Source organism: Streptomyces bikiniensis, from assembly GCF_000716625.1.
GTDB lineage: Bacteria > Actinomycetota > Actinomycetes > Streptomycetales > Streptomycetaceae > Streptomyces > Streptomyces bikiniensis.
Genome location: NZ_JNXJ01000024.1, coordinates 22,514 through 39,133 on the forward strand (window position 1 = coordinate 22,514; position 16,620 = coordinate 39,133).

Here is a 16,620-nt window from a genome sequence, read left to right on the forward strand (position 1 = left end):
AGTGCTACTTGGACAGGTGGTCCGGGCCGAAGGCCTGCGGGAGCATGTCGGCCAGGGGCAGCAGCCCGGCCGGGGTCTCCAGGACGAGGTCGGGGCCCCCGAACTCGTACAGGAGCTGCCGGCAGCGCCCGCAGGGGACCAGGGGCTCGCCCCGGCCGTCCACGCAGACGAAGTGGGTCAGCCGGCCGCCGCCGGTCGCCTGGAGCTGCGAGACGAGCCCGCACTCGGCGCACAGGCCGAGGCCGAAGGAGGCGTTCTCCACGTTGCAGCCGGAGACCGTCCGCCCGTCGTCCACGAGGGCCGCCGCGCCGACCGGGTAGCCCGAGTACGGGGCGTACGCGCGGGACATCGCCTCGCGCGCCGTGACCCGCAGGGCCTCCCAGTCGGCCTCGGAGAGCTCCGCGGTCACTTGCCCTGGCCCTTCCGGTAGGGCAGTCCGTCCGCCTTCGGCATCCTCAGGCGCTGCGCCGACAGGGCGAGCACGAGCAGGGTGGTGACGTACGGGGCGGCGTCGACGAACTGGCTCGGGACCTCGTCGGTCAGCGCGTACCAGAGGAAGAACCCGGCGGCGAAGACGGCGGAGACCACCCCGACCACGTACTTCTTCCGGTACAGCTGCCAGAGGGCGGCGATCACCAGGAGCAGCGCGACCAGGAGCAGCAGCGCGTGGACGTTCTCGGCGCCGCCGCGCAGCTTGAGGCTGTCGGTGAAGCCGAAGAGTCCGGCGCCGAGCGCCATGCCGCCGGGCATCCAGTTGCCGAAGATCATCGCGGCGAGGCCGATGTAGCCGCGGCCGCCGGTCTGGCCCTCCTGGTAGATGCCGGTGGCGACGATCGCGAGGAAGGCGCCGCCGAGGCCGGCGAGGGCGCCGGAGACGGTGACGGCGATGTACTTGTACTTGTAGACGTTGACGCCCAGGGACTCGGCGGCGACCGGGTTCTCGCCGCAGGAGCGCAGCCGCAGGCCGAAGGCCGTGCGCCACAGCACCCACCAGGTGGCCGGGATCAGCAGGATCGCGACGACGGTGAGCAGCGACAGGTTGGTGACCAGGCCGCCGAGGATGCCCGCGAGGTCGGAGACCAGGAACCAGTGCTTGGCCTGGAGGTCCTGCAACCAGTCGGAGAGCCCCGGAATGGTGATCTTGGTGATCTGCTCGATGCGGGGGGACTGCTTGGAGGAGCCGCCCGGGGCCTCGGCGAACGTGAAGTTCGACAGGTACTGGGTGAAGCCGACCGCAAGGATGTTGATCGCCACACCGGAGACGATGTGGTTCACGTTGAACGTGACGGTGATGACGGCGTGGAGCAGACCGCCGATCGCACCGCCGACGAGGCCGAAGAGGACGCCCGTCCAGGGGCCCCACTGGTAGCCGGCCCAGGCGCCGAACCAGGTGCCGAGGACCATCATGCCTTCGAGGCCGATGTTGACGACGCCCGCGCGCTCGGCCCACAGACCGCCGAGACCGGCGAGGCCGATCGGGACGGCGAGCTGGAGGGCGCCGGAGACCTGGCCCACGGAGGTGAGGTCGTCGGCCCCGGAGACGACCCGGACCAGCGAGAAGAGCACGAGGCCGGCCGCGACGATCAGCATGATCCACGGCAGGGTGAGCTTGCGGCGTCCGCCGCCCTTGGGCGCGGCGCTCGGCTTGGTGGCAGCGGCGGTGCTCATGCCGAGACCTCCTTGTCGGTCTTGAGGGCGCCGCCGGCGGCGAGTTCCTCGCCGACCTTCTGCTGCTGGCGGCGGAGGCCGTAACGGCGGACGAGCTCGTAGGAGACGACCACGGCGATCACGATGATGCCCTGCATGATCTTGGTGATCTCCTTCGGGTAACCGAAGGTGTCGAGCGACGAGGACGCCTTGTCGAGGAAGGCGAAGAGGAGGGCGGCGAAGAGGATGCCGACCGGGTGGTTGCGGCCGAGCAGCGCGATGGTGATGGCGGTGAAGCCGACGCCGACCGGGAAGTCGAGGCTGTACGTGTGGGACTCGCCGAGCAGCGTCGGCATGCCGGAGAGGCCGGCGAGCGCGCCCGAGAGCAGCATCGAGGTGAGGATCATCCGCTTGGCGTCGACGCCGCTGGCCTGGGCGGCGGACTCGCTGGCGCCGGTGGCGCGCAGGTCGAAGCCGAACCGGGTGCGGTTGAGGACGAACCAGTAGACGACGCCGAGCGCGAGCGCGACGAACGTGAAGCCGTAGACGACGCCGTTGCCCTGGCCCATGTCGATGCCGGGGAACCAGCCGGACTCGGCGATCTCACCGGTGGTGAGGTTGTTGGAGCCCTCGGGCTGGACGCCGAAGTTCTTCGGCAGGATCAGCCAGGCCACCAGGGAGGTCGCGATGGCGTTGAGCATGATCGTCGAGACGACCTCGGAGACGCCTCGGGTCGTCTTGAGGATGCCGGCGATGCCGGACCAGAAGGCGCCGGTCAGCATCGCGACGAGCACGATCAGGAGGATGTGCAGCGGGCCCGGCAGCTCGACGGAGGCGCCCACGAGGGCGGAGACCATCGCGGCGAGCCGGTACTGGCCGTCGACGCCGATGTTGAAGAGGTTCATCCGGAAGCCGACCGCCACGGCGAGGGCCGCGAGGTAGTAGATCCCGGTCTGGTTGACGATCAGGACCTGGATGTCGGAGTACCCGGCGTTCTCGATCATGATCCGGATCGGCTCGATCGGGTCGAGTCCGGTCGCGAGCAGCACCAGCACGGTGAGCACGAACGAGGAGACCAGCGCGAGCACCGGTCCCGCCGCGCCCAGGATCAGCCGGTCCTTGTCGAATTTCATCATCGGGCGTCACCGTCTTCGGACTGCTCTTCGGTGCCTTCGAGGTGGCCGGAGGCCGCGCCGGTCATGGCGGAGCCCAGCTCCTCGGGCGTGATGGTGGCAGGGTCGGCGTCGGCGACCAGCTTGCCGCGGTACATGACCCGGAGGGTGTCGGAGAGGCCGATCAGCTCGTCGAGGTCGGCGGAGATCAGCAGCACCGCCAGGCCCTCGCGGCGGGCGTCCCGGATCGCGTCCCAGATCTGCGCCTGCGCGCCGACGTCCACGCCGCGGGTGGGGTGGGCGGCGATCAGGAACTTGGGGGCGTGGCTCATCTCGCGGCCGACGATCAGCTTCTGCTGGTTGCCGCCGGAGAGGGAGGCCGCGGTGACGTCGATGCCGGGGGTGCGCACGTCGTACTCGCGGACGATCCGCTCGGTGTCCTTGCGGGCGGCCTTGGGGTCGAGGACGCCGCGCTTGGAGTTGGGGGCCTCGGTGACGTGGCCGAGAATGCGGTTCTCCCAGAGGGGGGCCTCCAGGAGCAGGCCGTGGCGGTGCCGGTCCTCGGGGATGTAGCCGATGCCGCCCTCGCGGCGCTTGCGCACCGAGACCCTGGAGATGTCCCGGCCGTCGAGGGTGATCACTCCGGAGTCCGGGGTGGCCATGCCCATGAGGGCCTCGATGAGCTCGGTCTGGCCGTTGCCCTCGACGCCCGCGATGCCGAGGATCTCGCCCTTGTGGATGGTGAGGGAGACGTCGTCGAGGAGCTTGCGGCCCTCGGTGCTCTCCTCCAGGACGGTGGTGGCCCTGGCCGGGTCCGGCGGGGCCGCGCTGGTCAGCGGGGCCGCGGCGACGGCGCCGGCCTCGGACAGGGTCAGGTTGCGGACCTGGAGCATCGGCACGTCGGTGACGGTCGACTCGCGGGTCTCCGGGGAGGGCAGCTCGCTGCCGACCATCAGCTCGGCGAGCTGCTTGGTGGTGGCGGTCCTCGGGTCGGCGGTGCCGACCGTGGTGCCCCGGCGGATGACGGTGATGTCGTCGGCGACCTTCAGGACCTCGCCCAGCTTGTGCGAGATGAAGATGACGGTCAGGCCCTCGGACTTGAGCTCGCGCAGGTTGTCGAAGAGCGCGTCGACCTCCTGCGGGACGAGCACGGCGGTCGGCTCGTCGAGGATGAGGATGCGGGCGCCGCGGTAGAGGACCTTGAGGATCTCCACGCGCTGCCGGTCGGCGACGCCGAGGTCCTCGACCAGGGCGTCCGGGCGGACCCCGAGGCCGTACTGGTCGGAGATCTCCAGGATCTTCTTCCGGGCCTTGGCGCCGATGCCGTGGAGCTTCTCGCCGCCGAGGACGACGTTCTCCAGGACGGTGAGGTTGTCGGCGAGCATGAAGTGCTGGTGCACCATGCCGATGCCGCGCGCGATGGCGTCACCGGGGCTGGAGAAGGTGACCTGCTCGCCGTCGACGGCGATGGTGCCCTCGTCCGGCTTCTGCATGCCGTAGAGGATCTTCATGAGGGTCGACTTGCCGGCGCCGTTCTCGCCGATGAGGGCGTGCACGGTGCCCTTGCGGACCGTGATGGCGATGTCCTTGTTGGCGACGACGCCGGGGAATCGCTTGGTGATGCCGTGCAGTTCTACGGCAGGGGGGCTGGACGCGTTGATGACGCACTCTCCTTGGCCGGAAGGAGTGGGAGCGGGAGGGCAGGGCGGGGCGAAGTTATCGTGCCAGGGAGACATCTACACGCGTAGCGCTGCCGAAAGATGAAAATCCGTACGGGAACGGGGCCCGGCTCCGGTGGGGGTCCCACCGTCGCCGGGCCCTGAGGTCGTTGACCTGCGGTTCCTTACGGAGCGGTCTTGACCGTGATCTTGCCGTCGACGATGTTCTTCTTCGCCTCGTTCACGGCGGCGATGACGTCGGTCATCTTCTTGTACGCCGGGTTGGACTCGGACAGGCCGACGCCGTCCTGGGCCAGGCCGTAGCGGATCTCGCCGCTCTGCGGCTTGCCGTCCTTGACCGACTTGATCAGGTTGAAGACGGAGTCCGAGACGTCCTTGGTGACCGAGGTCAGGATGTGGTCCTTGTAGGAGGCCAGACCCGCCTGGTTGTACTGGTCGGAGTCGACGCCGATGGCCCACTTGTCCGCGGCGGCGGCGGCCTCGATGGAGCCCGAACCGGCCAGACCGGCGGCGGCGTAGATCACGTCGGCGCCCTTGTCGAGCTGGCCCTGCGCGGCGGCCTTGCCGAGGTCGGGCTTGGAGAAGCCGTCGAAGTTCGGCGGCTGGGTCAGGTACTGGACGAGCACCTTCGCCTTGGGGTTGGTGTCCTTGACGCCCTGCGCGAAGCCCGCCTCGAACTTCTTGATCAGCGGGACCTCGACGCCGCCGATGAAGCCGACCGTGCCGGTCTTCGACGTCTTGGCGGCGGCGACGCCGGCCAGGTAGGAGCCCTGCTCCTCGTTGAAGACGAGGTTGGCGATGTTCGGGGCGGTCACCGAGGTGTCGTCGATGAGGCCGAAGGTGGTCTTCGGGTAGGCCTTGGCGACCTTGGCGATCGCCGGGGCGTAGGCGAAGCCGACGCCGATGACCGGGTTGTTCCCGGCGCGGGCGAGGGCGGTGAGGCGCTGCACCTTGTCGGCGTCGCCCTCGCCCTCCGAGGGCTCGGCCTCGGTGCCCTTGACACCGAGCTCGTCCTCGGCCTTCTTCAGACCCGCGTAGGCGGCGTCGTTGAAGGACTGGTCGCCGCGGCCGCCGATGTCGTACGCGATGGCGGCCGTGATGTTCTTCGAGTCCGAGGCGGAGCTGGAACCGGCGTCCGTCGAGGACTTGCCACACGCGGTGGCGGAGAGGGCGAGCGCCGCGGAGGCGATGCCCACGGTCGTGATCCTGGTGATCCGGCGCAAGAGGAGGGTCCCTTCAAGACTGACCGAAAGCGCCTCTTCCGGCGCTGGTTTCGCGGCGATCGTAACGCGCGTAGATGTCAGTTAAAGACCCGTTCATGAGTCGTTATCGGATCGTCGCGAACCGGCCGCGCGGGGCGACCGAGGGCGTTCGGTCCGGTACCGGCGGTTATACCGGCGGGGGCGCCCGGCGCGACAGGGGGCGTACGGGGACACGCCGGGCGCTGAGCCGTCCGGGGGAACGGGTGGGCCGGACGGATGAGGGTCCGTCCGGCCGGAAAGCATCGCTCGGGTGTGTACGGGGTCGGGCGTGCGGGTCGGGGCCTGTCCGGGGCCTGGGGCCGGGGTCCGGGCGGGCCGGGGTCCGGGCGGGCCGAGGTCCCGGCGGGCCGAGGTCCCGGCGGGCCGAGGTCCGGGCGGGCCGGGGTCCGGGCGGGCCGGGATCAGGGCAGGCCGGGGTCCGGGCGGGCCGGGGCCGGGGTCAGGTCTCCTGGGTGCCGTTCAGGAGGGCCGCCGCCGTGAAGAGCTCCACGGCCGCCTCGATGGCGCTCTCGTCCACGTCGAAGTCGCCGGCGTGCAGGTCGCGGACGCGGGTGTCGCCGGGGACGCGGACGCCGAGGCGGGCCATGGCGCCGGGGACGTGCTCCAGGTACCAGGAGAAGTCCTCGCCGCCGAGGCTCTGCTCGGTGTCCTCGATCGCGTGCGGGCCGCGCCGGGCGGCCATGGCGTCGCGGAGCAGTTCGGCGACGGCCGCGTCGTTGACGACCGGCGGGACGCCCCGGACGTAGGTCACGGTCGACTTGGCCCGGTGCAGGGACGCGACCTCGTCGATGGCCGCGTGCACCAGGTCGGGCGCGTCGCGCCAGGCCGGCAGGTCGAGGCAGCGGACGGTGCCGGAGAGCTCGGCGTGCTGCGGGATGACGTTGGGGGCGTGGCCGGACTCGATGCGGCCCCAGGTGACGGAGAGGCCCGAGCGGGCGTCGACGCGGCGGGCCAGGACGGCGGGGACGTCGGTGGCGACGCGGGCGGCGGCGGTGACCAGGTCGGTGGTGAGGTGCGGCCGGGCGGTGTGGCCGCCGGGGCCGTCCAGGGTGATCTCCAGCCGGTCGCAGGCGGAGGTGATGGGCCCGGCGCGCAGGCCGATCCTCCCCGCGTCGACCCTCGGGTCGCAGTGGACGGCGATGATCCGGCCGACGCCGTTCAGGGCGCCGGCTTCGACGACGTCCACGGCACCGCCGGGCAGGACCTCCTCGGCGGGCTGGAAGATCAGCCGCACGGCGTTGGGGAGGAGCCCCTGCCGGTCCAGCTCGGCGAGGACAAGGCCCGCGCCGAGGACGGAGGTGGTGTGGACGTCGTGTCCGCACGCGTGGGCGCGGTTGGCCACGGTGGAGCGGTAGGCGACGGTCTTGACGTCCGGGATGGGCAGCGCGTCGAGGTCGGCGCGGATCGCCAGCATGGGCCGCTCGGGGTCCGGCGTGCCGATGTCACAGATGAGTCCGGTGCCGGCCGGAAGGACCTCCGGCGCGAGCCCGGCCGCCTCCAGGCGGGCCTTGAGCGCGGCGGTCGTGCGGAACTCCTGCTTCCCGAGCTCGGGGTGCATGTGCAAGTCCCTGCGGAACATGATCAGTTCGTCGCGCAGGGTTGCGGGCAGCTTTCCGGGCAGAGTGACGGAGCCTGGCTCACGGGACTTCAACTGGTTCACCTTTTGAAGGGTAGGCCTTCAGGGTGGTCAACTGCCCGTTGATCACGAAAAGTTCAGTCCGTTAGGGGAAAGAACCCCGGTTTTCCGGGCTTAGGGACCACCCCATGTGGGTATCCTCACCCGATTGCCCCGCACCGGCGAGGGGAAACATCACCCGAATTCGAGCCTGTCGGTGGGGTGGACCGGCCGGGCGGTGAGCCGGTCGACCTCGTGGGCCGCCGTGCCCGTCACCCCGGACAGGAAGCCCTGCGCGCGCGGGGAGGCGGTCGCCCGCAGCCACTCGGGCGCGATCTCGCAGACGGCGACCTTCACGCCCGTGCCGGCCAGGGCCAGCGGCAGGGTGTGCACCACCGTGGACGGGAAGCTGACGATCGTGCGGCCGACCGGGCCGCGCCGGGCGATCAGCTCCAGGGGCAGCTCGGGCCGGACCACCTGGAGGCCCGTCTCGACCGCGATCCGGTGCAGCTTCCCGGCGCTCTCCCTGCGGTGCGCGAAGTAGCGGGTGGCGCCGTGGGTGCGGGCGAGCTCGCCGACCACGCGCGCGTAGTGGCCGGCGTCGACCACCCCCGTCTCCACCAGCGAGGTGCCGACCAGGTCCGCGCCGCCGGTGAGCAGCGGCGGGCCGAAGCGGGAGCGGGTCCAGGCGTAGGCGTTCGCGGTGACCCCGACGCCCGCCGGGGCCTCCACGGGCAGCGAGGTGAAGATCTCGACGGTACGGCCCCGGGCCGGGGCGAGCCGGCGGCGGGCCAGGGTGGTCACGGGGGCGAGGACCAGTTCGCGCGGGCCCAGGCTGCCCTTGCGGTGCCAGCGGACCAGGCGCTCGCCCCGGCCGAGCTGGGCGGCGAACTCCATGGTCGCGGTGCCGTCGTCGACCACGGTCAGGTGCCGGGGGCCGAAGAGGGTCAGGAGGAGCTGGACGTACCGGGAGAACGGGTCCCCGATGATCACCCGCTCCGCCGAGCGCAGCGGCCCGGCGAGCCGCCGCAGGGTGCGCAGGAGGGCGCCCCGGCCGTCGCGGGCCTCCTGCCAGTGGACGGTGAGGCCCTCGTCGCGGGCCAGCTGGGCCATCCGGCGCAGCTGGCCCCGCGACATGGGGTCGGTCGGCGAGAGGACGACGACCGTGAGGGGGGCTGGCGTGGTGCCGGGTGCCGTGACGGGTGCGGGGGCTCCCGGAGCGGGCTTCCCGGCGGCGGGGGCTCCCGTGGCGGGCGCCCCGGTGCCGGGGGCCGTGTCGGCGGCGGGCTCCCCGGTACCGAAGCCCGTGCCCGTACCCGTACCCGTACCCGTGTCCACACCCGTGTCCGTGGCGGGTGCCCCCGTGCCGGGGGCCGTGCCTATGCCCGTGCCGGGGGCCCGGGTGTGCGCCCATTCCAGGACGTTGAGGAGCTGGACCGGGCTCTCGACGAACGCCAGCTGCCCGGTCATGAGGCAACGGCGCCCTGGACCCGGCGGAGCTTCTTCATCGGGCCGAGCTCCGACTCGTACACCTTCTTGACCCCGTCGCCGAGGGCCGTCTCGATGGTGCGAATGTCGCGGACCAGGCGCGTCAGGCCCTGGGGCTCGACGGAGGCGGCCTGGTCGGAGCCCCACATGGCGCGGTCGAGGGTGATGTGGCGCTCGACGAAGACGGCGCCGAGGGCGACGGCGGCCAGGGTGGTCTGGAGGCCGGTCTCGTGGCCGGAGTAGCCGATCGGGACGTTCGGGTACTCCTCCCGGAGCGTCTGGATGACGCGCAGGTTCAGCTCCTCGGCCTTGGCCGGGTAGGTGGAGGTGGCGTGGCAGAGCAGGATGTTGTCGCTGCCCAGGACCTCGACGGCGTGCCGGATCTGCTTCGGCGTCGACATGCCGGTGGAGAGGATCACCGTGCGGCCGGTGGAGCGCAGCTCGCGCAGCAGCTCGTCGTCCGTGAGGGAGGCGGAGGCCACCTTGTGGGCGGGGACGTCGAACTTCTCCAGGAAGGCGACGGCCTCGGTGTCCCACGGGGAGGCGAACCAGTCGATGCCGCGCTCCCTGCAGTGCGCGTCGATGGCCCGGTACTCCTCCTCGCCGAACTCCACGCGGTGGCGGTAGTCGATGTACGTCATGCGGCCCCAGGGGGTGTCCCGCTCGATGTCCCACTGGTCGCGCGGGGTGCAGATCTCCGGGGTGCGCTTCTGGAACTTGACCGCGTCGCAGCCGGCCTCGGCGGCGACGTCGATCAGGGCGAGGGCGTTGGCGAGCTCGCCGTTGTGGTTGATGCCGATCTCGCCGGTGACGTAGACGGGCTGCCCGGGGCCGGCGGTCTTGGCGCCGAGGGTGCGGAGGCGGGTGCTCATGGTGCGGGTCCTTAGGGTTCGGTGGTGGTGCGTGCGGGGGTCGTGCGTGCGGCGTCGGCACGTACGGGGGTGTCGAGTTCGGGTCCGAGGAGCCAGGCGGCGATCTCGCGGACCGCTCCGGCGCCGCCCGGGGTGGCGGTGACCGCGCGGGCGGCGGCCCGTACGGAGTCGTGGGCGCTGCCCACCGCGACGGGCCAGCCGACGAGGTGGAAGCAGGGCAGGTCGTTGACGTCGTTGCCGGCGTAGAGGACGCGCTGCGGGTCGATGCCCTCGGTCTCGCACCACTCCTTGAGGGCCCGGTCCTTGCGGTCGATGCCGTGCAGGACGGGGATGCGGAGCTTGCGGGCGCGGGCGGCGACGACGGCGTTCTGCTCGGTGGAGAGGATGAGGACGGGGAGTCCGGCGCGGCGCAGGGCGGCGATGCCGAGGCCGTCGCCGCGGTGCGCGGAGACGAACTCGCGCCCCTCCGCGTCGAGGTGGACCCGGTCGTCGGTCTGGGTGCCGTCGAAGTCCAGGACCACCGCGTCCACGTCGGCGAAGCGGGGGGTGACGGGTGCGTCGAGGAGCGGGGCGAGGGCCTTGGCGCGGGCCAGGTCGTGCGGGTCGTCGATCTCCAGGACCCGGGCCGGGTCGGTGGCGACGAGGGCGGTGCGGCCGAAGAAGCGGTGCCGGTGGGTGCGGAAGCCGGGCGCGGCCATGGCGTAGACGGCGCCGGTCTCCAGGTACTCGGGCTCCCGGTCCTGGCGGCGGGGGCGGTGCGCCTTGTCGTGGTTGACGCCCTCGGCGCCCCGCTCCGTCTCGCGCCAGAGGAAGCCGTGCGACGGGGCGGCCGTGAAGGCCGTGTCGGCGGCGCCGGTCAGGATCCGGTCGGCGGTCTCGGCGACCTCTGCGGAGGTGAGGAAGGGGCTGGTGCACTGGACGAGGAGGACCACGTCGGCGGTGCGGCCGTGGGTGGCCTCGAAGGCGTCCATGGCGTGCAGGACGGCGGCCTCGCTGGTGGCGGTGTCGCCCGCGATCGCGGCGGGGCGGTGCACGGCCTCGGCACCGGCGGCGCGGGCCGCGGCCGCGATGGCGGGGTCGTCGGTGGAGACCACGACGTGGGTGACGGAGCGGGCGCCGAGGCAGGCGTGGACGGCCCGGCCGACCAGGGGGACCCCGGCCACCGGGGCGAGGTTCTTGGCGGGCACGCCCTTGGAACCGCCCCGGGCGGGGATCACGGCGAGGACGACGGCCGCGGGGCCCGCGGGGGCGGAGGACGCGGTGCCGGGTGTCGCGACGGGCCCGGAAGCCGGAGCGGCGGCCCCTGGTGCGGCGGCCCCGGTCGTGGCGGGCCCGGAAGCGGGTGTGGTGGTCATCAGAGTTCTCCCAGGCGGCGGATGACGGGGGCCACGCGCTGCACGCCGTGGCGGTACGCGCCCCGCGCGGCCTCCCGGACGATCCGGCGCAGGCCGCTCTCGCGGGGCTCCGGCGCGGTGACGTCCAGGCGGTGGCGGGCGAGGATCCCGGGCAGGTAGCCGGGGGCCGTCTCCGCGGTGTAGTAGGGGCTGATCGGGGGGAGCCCGGGCTGCGCGAGGAGCGCGGCGACCCGGTCGCGGGCCGCGTCGAAGGCCTCCTCGTACGAGCCGTCGGAGGCGACCCCCTGACGGGCGAGCCAGGTCGCGTCGGGCGCCGGCACGGCCCCCTTGTCGAGCCGGTCGAAGGAGGTCAGCAGGCCGGAGCCGACGAAGTGGTGGTTGCCGAGCGCCTCGCGGATCCCGAGGTCGGTGAGGATCGCGGTGGGGATCCGCCGGTGCAGCGCTTCGAGGGCGGCCGTCGAGGAGACGGTGACGAGGAGGTCGGTGCGGTCCAGGACCTCGCCCATGTGCCCGTACACCAGGCGGAAGTTGTCCGGCGGCGCGAGCTCGCGGACCAGCTTCTGGAAGGGGAACTCCTCCAGGTGCGTGGTGTGTTCGCCCGGCTTGGAGCGCAGCTTGAGGAGCACCTCGCGGCCCGGGTGGAGCCGGGCGTGCCCGATCAGCCGCCGCAGCACGTAGGCGCGTTCGGCGCGGGTGACGGGCACGGAGGGCTGCGCGGCGAAGACCAGGGCGTCCCGGCCGGCGGCGGGGGCGTACGGGGCGCCGCCGAGGAAGGGCAGCGCCGCCTCCACGACCGGCTCGGCATCCGCGCCCACCCCTTCGTACACCGCGCGGAAGCGCTCCGCGTCGTGGCGGGAGTTGGCGAGGACGACGTCGGCGCCGTGGCGCAGCAGGAGCCCGTCGGTCAGCTTCTCGTAGACGACGCCGACGTACCCGGTGACGATCACGGGCCGCCGTTCCAGGCCCAGGTCGGCCAGGCCCTGGAGGACGGCCCGGACGGTGCCGCCGACGAGGGCGAGGACGAGGACGTCGTACCCCTCGCCGCGCGCCTCCGCGTCCCGTACGGCGCGCAGGAACTCCGCGCCCGTCACCTCGCGCGGGGCGGCCGCGGACACCCCCGTCTCGGCGAGCTGGCGGGCGGTGGGGGTGGCGCGTCCGCGCAGGACGAAGCCGGTGGGTTCGGCGCTCGCCGCCGTGATGCGGCGCGCGGTGAGGGCGCCCCATTTCCACCGGGTGTCGGAGTCGGCGAGTACGGCGGTCCGTATCGCTTCTCGGGTACGTGATGGCACGTCGAGGACGCTAGAAGGGCATTCCGCTTTCCGGCCCAACTGAGCCACAACAACCGGTGAACAGAGCCTCACCGACGCCTGAAGCGGGACGCCTTCCGGCCGTGCGCGGCCTGATTCCCCCTTTTCGGAAAAGGCGGTTAATCGGCTCGCCGCTTGGTGTTCACCGAACATCCCCCCGCCGGTCGGAGGGAATGCCGGGCCGGCGCCTAGCGTCGGCCGCGTGGTCAAGCTCTCCGTCGTCGTGCCGTTCTTCAACGTGCAGACATACGCCCCCGACACCCTCACGAGCCTGCGGGCCAACGCCCGGGAGGACTTCGAGTTCCTGCTTGTCGACGACTGCTCGTCGGACGGGACCCCGGAGCTCCTCGAACGGGCCGCGCGCGAGATCCCGGGCGCCGTCCTGCTCCGGCACGCGCGCAACGAGGGCCTCGCCACGGCCCGGAACACCGGGCTGGACGCCGCCCGCGGCGAGTACGTCGCCTTCCTCGACGGGGACGACTGGATCGCCCCCGGTTACTACGGCCGCCTCGTCGCCGCCGCCGAGGAGCTGGGCTGCGACTTCCTGCGCACCGACCACGTCTCGGTGACCGGTCGCGAGCGCGGGCTGCGCCGGGCGCCGGTCCCCCGGCGGGGCGAGGTGCTGCGCCCGAGGGACGCGATCCTGCCGGCGCACCGGACGACCTCCGTCGACTACCCGTACGCCTGGGCCGGGATCCACCACCGGCGGCTCCTGGACCGGGGCCTGCTGCACTTCACGCCGGGGCTGCGGACGGCGGAGGACCGGCCGTGGATCTGGCGGCTGCACCGCGAGGCGGAATCGTTCGCGGCGGTCGGCGAACTCGGCGTGTTCTACCGGCGCGGAGTGGCGACCTCCCTCACCCAGATCGGCGACGTCCGGCAATTGGATTTCATCCGCGCTTTCGACCAGGTGATCGCGGAAACGGCGCGGGACCGGGACGCGGATCTCCTTCTTCCGAAAGCCGTGCGCACCTATTGCGCGGTGATCTCCCACCACGTCGGTTCGATCGGGAGGTTCGAGCCGGAAGTGGCGCGGCAGTTGCGGGCGATGAGCGCGGGGGCGCTGCGGCGGATGCCGCAGGACGTCCTCGACGAGGCCCTGACGGCGATGGGCGGGGACCGCGCGACGCTGCTGCGGAGGCTGCGGAGGCGGAGGCCGGCACCGCCGCCGTCCGGGCCCGGCGCCCCCTCGTCCTCCGCCGCGCCGGAGGTGGCCGCGTGAGCCCCCGCCGCACCACCCAGGTCTTCTGCGCCTCCACCCTCTACGGGGCGGTGACGCTCGCCGCCGCGATCGACAGCGGCTGCTTCGGCGCCGCCGACCGCCGCGTCCTCCTGGTCACCAACAACGCGCCCGTACCGGAGACGACCCCCGCGCTCGACGAGGCCGAGGGCTTCACGCGGCTGCGCGGCCGCTTCGACTCCGTCCTCTCCTGGAACGAGGTGATCTCCCCGCTCCACCCGGGCGGCTGGACCCCCCGCGCGAGCGACCTCCCCCTCCTCCAGCGCCATCTGCGCACGCTCTGGGAGCTCGGGGACGACCGGGTCGAACTGGCCCTGGAGTCGATCCAGGTGACGCCCGCGCTCGCCATCGCCCAGCTCCTCCCCGAGGCCTCGATCACGGTGTACGCGGACGGGCTGATGAGCTACGGGCCGACCCGCAACAAGATCGACCCGCTGATCGGCGGCCGGGTGTCCCGGCTGCTCCACCTGGACCTGGTCCCGGGGCTCGCGCCGCTGCTGCTCGGGGAGTTCGGGGCGGTTCCGGAGGCCGTACCGGTCGAGGCGTTCACCAAGTGCGTCGAGGAGCTGGCGGGCCCGGCCCCGGCGGAGGGCCCGGCGTCGCAGGACGGCCCGGCGCTGCTCCTGGGCCAGTACCTGGCGGCCCTGAACCTGCTGACCGCCGCCGAGGAGGAGGAGCTGCACCTGAGGATGGTGCGGGGCGCGGTCGCCCGGGGCCACCGGCGGCTGGTCTTCAAGCCGCACCCGACGGCCCCGGACGCCTGGTCGCGGTCCCTGGTGCGCGCGGCGGAGGAGCTGGGCGCGGAGCTGACGATCGAGGACCGGCCGGTCCTCGCGGAGGTGCTCTACCGCGAGTTGCGGCCCGCCCTGGTGGTCGGCTGCTTCTCGACGGCGCTGCTCACCGCGCGCACCTTCTACGGCCTGCCGGTCGCCCGGGTCGGCACCCGTCCCCTCCTGGAGCGGCTCACCCCGTTCCAGAACAGCAACCGGATCCCGCTCACGGTGGTGGACGCGGTCGTCCCGCCCCTCGACGGCCCGGCGGACGACGGCCCCGGGACCGGTACGGAGGAGCTGAACGACCTGGTCGCGGCGGTCGGCTTCGCGATGCAGCCGAAGATCCGGCCGGACCTGCGGACGGCGGCGGTACGGCACCTGTCGGGGCCGCTCGCGGAGCGCACCCGGCGCCACTTCACCCGCCGCCGCCTCACCGTCCTGGGCCTCCCCGGCGGCCTGCCCCTCCCCCGGCACCCGGGGGTCCGCCGCCTGGCCCGGCGGGCGCTGCGGCTGCGCAGGGCGCTGAAGAGGTAGCCGCCGGGGCCCGGGGCCGGCCGGGGCCCCGGGCTTCGCGCGTACGCGCCCGCGTGCTCAGGCGCGGACGACCGGCTCCTGGAGCTCGGTCACCCACCGCTCCGGGTCCTCCGGGCACTCCAGGTACAGCTCGCGGGCGTACCCGGCGGAGGCGTAGCCGTTGGCGTCGATCCAGGTCGCCAGGGTCTGCGCGGTGGGCAGCACGTCGTCCATCGAGCCGTGGTGGACGACGGTCGCCGCCTCCTCGACGCCGGGCAGGACGTGCACGAGGACGCCTTCCGCCTCCGTCCCCTCCGGGACGGTCATGCCCGCGTGGACGACGACCGAGCCGTCGCCCCGGCCCGCGTCCTCGTAGTACGCGACGCCCGGGCCGAAGCCGGTGACGCCCGCGCCTCCGAGCCGGCAGCACAGCTCGTCGTACAGCGGGCCGATGACGGGGCCGACGTCCTGCGGGCCGAAGCTCGCGGCGACCGCGCTCAGTTCGGCGATCCGGACGGCGGGGATCTGCTTGACGACGACTTCCTGGGTGGACATGCGTCCCTCGCTCTCGATGGCCCGGAGCCGCGCGCCGACCCGGTCGAGCCGGGCCCGCGCCTCCGCCAGGGCCGTCTCCAGCTCGGCCTGGCGCAGGCGCAGCATGCCCCGCAGCTCGTCCGCGTCGATCCGCTCGTCGAGGACGGCCCCCACCTGTTCCAGGGTGAAGCCGAGGTCCTTGAGCGCGATGACGCGGTTGAGCCGGGCCAGCTGGTCCGCCGCGTAGAAGCGGTAGCCCGTGTGCGGGTCGACCCGGGCCGGGCGCAGCAGTCCGATCGCGTCGTAGTGACGCGGCATCCGGACCGACACCCGCCCGTGCCGGGCGAAGTCTCCGATGGTGAACATGACGCCCCCTACGGAACGGCCTCACACGGTGTGAGGGTCAACCGGTGTCCGCCAGGGGGTCAGGCGGCGCTGCTGAGGGAGAGCTTCGCGGCGAAGCCGAGGAAGAGGGCGCCGGCCGCCGAGGTCGCGCCGGCGGAGAGGCGCCGGCGGCGGTGGAAGGCGGCGGCGAGGCGGGTGCCGCCGAAGATGAGGGTCGTGAGGTAGAGGAAGCTGCCCAGCTGGAGCAGGGCGCCGAGGACCAGGAAGGAGAGCGCCGGGTAGGCGTAGCCGGGGTCCACGAACTGCACGAAGAAGGAGATCAGGAAGAGGATCGCCTTCGGGTTGAAGAGGCTGATGATCAGCGCGCGCCGGTACGGGCGCTCGGCGGGGGTCGCCGGGGCGCCCGGGGTCTCCTCCGCGGCCCCCTCCCCGTGCTCCTCGCGCGAGCGCCACGTCGACCAGGCCGCCCGCAGCATCCCGTACGCCATCCAGGCCAGGTATCCGGCGCCCGCGTACTTCACGACCATGAAGAGGACCGGGGTCGTCCGGAGGAGGGAGGCCGCGCCGAGGGCGGCCAGGGTCATGAGGACCGCGTCGCCGGTGAAGACGCCTGCGGCGGCCTTGTAGCCGGTCCGGGTGCCCTTGCGGGCGGCGACGGACAGCACGTAGAGCGAGTTCGGTCCGGGCAGGAGGATGATGAGGACGAGCCCGGCGAGGTAGGTCGGCAGATCGGTGACACCCAGCATGGGCGGAGTGTCGCACGTGAGGACGACGTCCCGCCCCTCTGTTTCGCATCGCGGAAGACCGGGGCGCGCCATCCGGGACGGGCCCCGTCCGACCCGGGAGAAGCGGTGTCCGCGCCTCCGCGAGGGGTCTTT

Annotated in this window: 14 protein-coding genes; 2 read left to right on the plus strand and 12 right to left on the minus strand. The window is 72.9% G+C overall.

What is annotated here, in order from left to right:
* Positions 1 to 4: 4 nt before the first annotated feature.
* From OO47_RS19980 to OO47_RS20025, 10 genes are all read right to left on the minus strand, one after another.
* On the minus strand, positions 5 to 409 hold the full coding sequence (locus OO47_RS19980; RefSeq protein ID WP_030218028.1) for a cytidine deaminase: 405 nt from the start codon (positions 407 to 409) through the stop codon (positions 5 to 7).
* On the minus strand, positions 406 to 1,668 hold the full coding sequence (locus tag OO47_RS19985; protein WP_030218031.1) for an ABC transporter permease: 1,263 nt from the start codon (positions 1,666 to 1,668) through the stop codon (positions 406 to 408). Before OO47_RS19985 ends, OO47_RS19980 begins: the two co-directional genes overlap by 4 nt.
* On the minus strand, positions 1,665 to 2,783 hold the full coding sequence (locus tag OO47_RS19990; protein WP_030218033.1) for an ABC transporter permease: 1,119 nt from the start codon (positions 2,781 to 2,783) through the stop codon (positions 1,665 to 1,667). Before OO47_RS19990 ends, OO47_RS19985 begins: the two co-directional genes overlap by 4 nt.
* Positions 2,780 to 4,495: an ABC transporter ATP-binding protein gene (locus OO47_RS19995; protein WP_030218036.1), complete on the minus strand. Its 1,716-nt coding sequence runs from the start codon at positions 4,493 to 4,495 to the stop codon at positions 2,780 to 2,782. The genes OO47_RS19990 and OO47_RS19995 overlap by 4 nt, the downstream gene beginning before the upstream one ends.
* 107 nt (positions 4,496 to 4,602) lie before the next feature.
* Positions 4,603 to 5,661 (minus strand): BMP family lipoprotein, encoded by a 1,059-nt coding sequence (locus tag OO47_RS20000; protein WP_030218039.1) that lies wholly within the window; start codon positions 5,659 to 5,661, stop codon positions 4,603 to 4,605.
* A gap of 478 nt (positions 5,662 to 6,139) precedes the next feature.
* Entirely contained in the window at positions 6,140 to 7,360 is a 1,221-nt protein-coding gene (locus OO47_RS20005; protein ID WP_030218042.1) for an amidohydrolase, read from the minus strand.
* A gap of 150 nt (positions 7,361 to 7,510) precedes the next feature.
* Positions 7,511 to 8,785 carry a hypothetical protein gene (locus OO47_RS33445; protein WP_037624341.1) on the minus strand — a complete coding sequence of 425 codons (1,275 nt, stop codon included), beginning with the start codon at positions 8,783 to 8,785 and terminating at the stop codon, positions 7,511 to 7,513.
* Positions 8,782 to 9,675: an N-acetylneuraminate synthase family protein gene (locus tag OO47_RS20015; protein WP_030218047.1), complete on the minus strand. Its 894-nt coding sequence runs from the start codon at positions 9,673 to 9,675 to the stop codon at positions 8,782 to 8,784. Before OO47_RS20015 ends, OO47_RS33445 begins: the two co-directional genes overlap by 4 nt.
* An 11-nt stretch (positions 9,676 to 9,686) precedes the next feature.
* Positions 9,687 to 11,030, minus strand: a complete 1,344-nt coding sequence (locus OO47_RS20020; RefSeq protein ID WP_078489751.1) for an acylneuraminate cytidylyltransferase — start codon at positions 11,028 to 11,030, stop codon at positions 9,687 to 9,689.
* Entirely contained in the window at positions 11,030 to 12,319 is a 1,290-nt protein-coding gene (locus OO47_RS20025) for a DUF6716 putative glycosyltransferase (RefSeq protein ID WP_030218050.1), read from the minus strand. Before OO47_RS20025 ends, OO47_RS20020 begins: the two co-directional genes overlap by 1 nt.
* Before the next feature lie 220 nt (positions 12,320 to 12,539).
* Between OO47_RS20025 and OO47_RS20030 the strand changes: the two genes are divergently transcribed.
* Together OO47_RS20030 and OO47_RS20035 are read left to right on the plus strand one after the other, a co-directional pair.
* Positions 12,540 to 13,559: a glycosyltransferase family 2 protein gene (locus tag OO47_RS20030; protein WP_030218053.1), complete on the plus strand. Its 1,020-nt coding sequence runs from the start codon at positions 12,540 to 12,542 to the stop codon at positions 13,557 to 13,559.
* Positions 13,556 to 14,884 carry a polysialyltransferase family glycosyltransferase gene (locus OO47_RS20035; protein WP_030218055.1) on the plus strand — a complete coding sequence of 443 codons (1,329 nt, stop codon included), beginning with the start codon at positions 13,556 to 13,558 and terminating at the stop codon, positions 14,882 to 14,884. The genes OO47_RS20030 and OO47_RS20035 overlap by 4 nt, the downstream gene beginning before the upstream one ends.
* Before the next feature lie 57 nt (positions 14,885 to 14,941).
* On the opposite strand, the gene OO47_RS20040 is transcribed toward OO47_RS20035, so the two are convergent.
* Both OO47_RS20040 and leuE read right to left on the minus strand, forming a co-directional pair.
* On the minus strand, positions 14,942 to 15,763 hold the full coding sequence (locus OO47_RS20040) for a MerR family transcriptional regulator (protein WP_030218057.1): 822 nt from the start codon (positions 15,761 to 15,763) through the stop codon (positions 14,942 to 14,944).
* 59 nt (positions 15,764 to 15,822) lie between these two features.
* A complete protein-coding gene (gene leuE / locus OO47_RS20045) occupies positions 15,823 to 16,488 on the minus strand; it encodes a leucine efflux protein LeuE (protein WP_030218060.1) in 666 nt (221 codons plus the stop codon).
* Between the last annotated feature and the right edge of the window lie 132 nt (positions 16,489 to 16,620).

What these genes read in the sequence shown, in the direction of transcription:
- OO47_RS19995 (WP_030218036.1), bottom strand. Translation starts at nt 4,495, where the DNA reads ATGTCTCCCTGGCACGATAACTTCGCCCCGCCCTGCCCTCCCGCTCCC.
- OO47_RS19985 (WP_030218031.1), bottom strand. Translation starts at nt 1,668, where the DNA reads ATGAGCACCGCCGCTGCCACCAAGCCGAGCGCCGCGCCCAAGGGCGGC.
- leuE (WP_030218060.1), bottom strand. Translation starts at nt 16,488, where the DNA reads ATGCTGGGTGTCACCGATCTGCCGACCTACCTCGCCGGGCTCGTCCTC.
- OO47_RS19990 (WP_030218033.1), bottom strand. Translation starts at nt 2,783, where the DNA reads ATGATGAAATTCGACAAGGACCGGCTGATCCTGGGCGCGGCGGGACCG.
- OO47_RS20015 (WP_030218047.1), bottom strand. Translation starts at nt 9,675, where the DNA reads ATGAGCACCCGCCTCCGCACCCTCGGCGCCAAGACCGCCGGCCCCGGG.
- OO47_RS33445 (WP_037624341.1), bottom strand. Translation starts at nt 8,785, where the DNA reads ATGACCGGGCAGCTGGCGTTCGTCGAGAGCCCGGTCCAGCTCCTCAAC.
- OO47_RS20040 (WP_030218057.1), bottom strand. Translation starts at nt 15,763, where the DNA reads ATGTTCACCATCGGAGACTTCGCCCGGCACGGGCGGGTGTCGGTCCGG.
- OO47_RS20020 (WP_078489751.1), bottom strand. Translation starts at nt 11,030, where the DNA reads ATGACCACCACACCCGCTTCCGGGCCCGCCACGACCGGGGCCGCCGCA.